The organism is Bacillus sp. S2(2019), assembly GCF_005144805.1.
Classification (GTDB): Bacteria; Bacillota; Bacilli; order Bacillales; family Bacillaceae; genus Bacillus; species Bacillus altitudinis.
This window is the reverse complement of sequence record NZ_SWFL01000015.1, coordinates 1-994: the sequence shown is the minus strand read 5'-3', so window position 1 is coordinate 994 and position 994 is coordinate 1. Positions and strand designations below refer to the sequence as shown.

1 tRNA gene and 1 rRNA gene are annotated in these 994 nt (G+C 35.9%); both read left to right on the top strand.

Annotated elements, in window-relative coordinates:
* Positions 1–86 (top strand): 5S ribosomal RNA (gene rrf / locus FBF75_RS19525); the annotation flags it as partial.
* A 782-nt stretch (positions 87–868) separates the two neighbouring features.
* A tRNA-Val gene (locus FBF75_RS19520) sits at positions 869–944 on the top strand.
* Positions 945–994: the final 50 nt, after the last annotated feature.

Genomic DNA, 994 nt, shown 5'->3' with positions numbered 1-994 from the left:
GTTCCCATACCGAACACGGAAGTTAAGCTCTTCAGCGCCGATGGTAGTTGGGGGTTTCCCCCTGTGAGAGTAGGACGCCGCCAAGCTTTTCAAAGGATCAGTTCCAATCGGAACTGGTCTTTTTTGTGTTTTAATAAATGATATATCTATTTATATTGAAAATCGTGGTCTTTCACTACATTCTCAATAACTCATTCATTTCATCCCCTTCACTGGAATTTTAGACATTCTATAATATTCTTATCATCCAATCTCGTCGCTCGCTCATCTTGTTAAGAGTCAACATCAAAAGAGTAAACATGTCTAAAAAGGATATTCTCCTCTGGCAACCATATGTAGCGAACTGCGCTTGCTGCTAGATCATTGAAACCTACATAAGAGAGCAAAGGGCATCTTGGTTTGCTAATGAGAGAGGGGAGGAAGATTTGAGTTAAGCACCACAATGTTTGATGAGGCAAGGGAACACTGAGACGAATTTTTGGGAAATGACCAGGATCAATTTAATATAAAGCAAATATACAAAATGGTTTCTCGGAAAAATAAAATAATAAAAAAATTCGTTTCTAAATGCACGTTATCTGAGGATATAAGGAATAAAACAAACATTTTTCAGCTTTAAAAGAGCTGTTTTTACATTGAAAAAGCGCTATTAATGCCCTTTTTAACAAAAAAACATAAAAAAATGAAAAAAAGACTTTTAAAATGAAGAGACAAGTGGTAAACTTCTTTAGGTGCCTTAACGAAAAGATGTGAAAAAACAGCTTTAAAATAAATTCAAAAATTATTTTAAAAAAGTCTTTACAAACAATATCTTATCGTTATATAATACTATTTGTCAGATCGAGAGACATTCGAAACGACACAATATGGAGGATTAGCTCAGCTGGGAGAGCATCTGCCTTACAAGCAGAGGGTCGGCGGTTCGAGCCCGTCATCCTCCACCATATTTATTCTTACATAATGTTAGGATAGATAAAGCCGGTGTAGCTCAACT